This is a genomic window from Dyadobacter sp. CY356 (assembly GCF_021440195.1).
Classification (GTDB): Bacteria; Bacteroidota; Bacteroidia; order Cytophagales; family Spirosomataceae; genus Dyadobacter.
The window spans coordinates 1-1,411 of sequence record NZ_JAJTSZ010000020.1; the positions used below are offsets into that span (position 1 = coordinate 1).

General features: G+C 37.3%; 2 protein-coding genes. Both read right to left on the reverse strand.

The features are described 5' to 3' along the window. Positions 1 to 49 precede the first annotated feature (49 nt). Positions 50 to 937 carry an IS3 family transposase gene (locus LXL81_RS28980; protein ID WP_234651691.1) on the reverse strand — a complete coding sequence of 296 codons (888 nt, stop codon included), beginning with the start codon at positions 935 to 937 and terminating at the stop codon, positions 50 to 52. Between the two features lie 38 nt (positions 938 to 975). Then, complete coding sequence (locus LXL81_RS28985) at positions 976 to 1,368, reverse strand: transposase (protein WP_234651693.1); 393 nt, start codon at positions 1,366 to 1,368, stop codon at positions 976 to 978. Positions 1,369 to 1,411: the final 43 nt, after the last annotated feature.

A 1,411-nucleotide genomic window follows, 5' to 3' on the forward strand; every position in this document is an offset into this window, starting at 1 on the left:
TGTGATTGCCTAAAATAGGTTGCCTTCAGTTTAAAATTATGAATAAAGTTTAAAATTGAATTATACATTGATCTGGATTTTGGTTTTTAGACTCTGATGCAGTCCAGATTGATAATTTAGACCTATCGGAGTCATTAAGTTCTTTGATATTTTGTTCAAACGCGTCAGGTGTCATCCTGTTAAGAGCTGAATGCGGTCTGTGTTTGTTATAAGTTTCAACAGCTCTTTGAACCTGGGTCTGGAGCTGTTGAAAGCTTGTAATATTCCAATGAATCAGGTACTGGTTCTTAATAGTTCCATTGACTCGTTCAATGTGTGCGTTTTCGTAAACCAGGTTACACATGCTAATCCTTATTTTATATTCTTTTAAAAGGTTTGTATAAGTATCACTGATATATTGACCACCTCTGTCAGAGTGATGAATAAGTTTATTGTTGTAACTTTTTAAACCTCTTAGTTTTAATGCCATTTCCATGGCAGCGACGTTGTTTTCAGCCCTCATATTATCGGCAGTTGAATAACCTATTATAAGTCGGGAATAGACATCGATGATCAGAACAATGTAAAAGTCCTTCTCACCGACTTTAAAATATGTTAAATCACTTGTCCACAACTGATTGATATTGTCAAGTTCTTTATTTTTCAACAAATTCTGATAGCGGCTGTACGGACTTGAAAAGGTAGTTCTGGCCTTGTTACGGAAGACTTTTACCCTTAGTCCATAATACATTCCAATGTTAACAAAGGAATCACGTCCTATTCCCTGTGGCTGGCAAAGTTCATATATCGCCCGAATGCCCATGGCTGGATGAATTTCTCTTACCTGAATAATCAGGCCAACAACAAGTTCTTCCAGGCGCAGCCACTGAATTTCATGCTGCACAGACTTATAATGGCCCTGCTTACTGATCCGGCAGTGTCGGTATAAGGCATTCATTTGGTATGTGTGGGCACCTAAGTTCATTCGAAAGTTCTCTAAGGTCCAGGATTGAAACTTTTTTTTAGGTCTATTTCCAGCTCCTTAGAGGCTATCTCAATCAATTTGTCCTGGTAATCGATAACCATCTGCTTTTGACCAATGGCGCGCTCCAATTCCGCAATTTTCTGTTGTAATTCGTTAAGCTTAGTAGCCTCACTGTCTTTTTGTATAACCATAGTCGTTCCTTTTTTATGGTCAGGAGAGTATTTATAAACCCATTTATAAATACTATTTAAACTTACATCCCACAATTTAGACAAAGACAGAATACTAACCTCGCCAGCTAGAATTTGACCTACTTTTTCGCGTTTGAACTGTTCACTGAATATTCGTCTTGGACGAATATTCAGTTTTGTACTTTTTTTGGAATTAGATTTTGAATTGCTCATGTTTAATTGTCCGTTTCAGGGCAACCTATTTCAGGCAATCACA

Coding starts and splice junctions, on each gene's coding strand:
- LXL81_RS28980 (WP_234651691.1), bottom strand. CDS start 937: ATGAATGCCTTATACCGACACTGCCGGATCAGTAAGCAGGGCCATTAT.
- LXL81_RS28985 (WP_234651693.1), bottom strand. CDS start 1,368: ATGAGCAATTCAAAATCTAATTCCAAAAAAAGTACAAAACTGAATATT.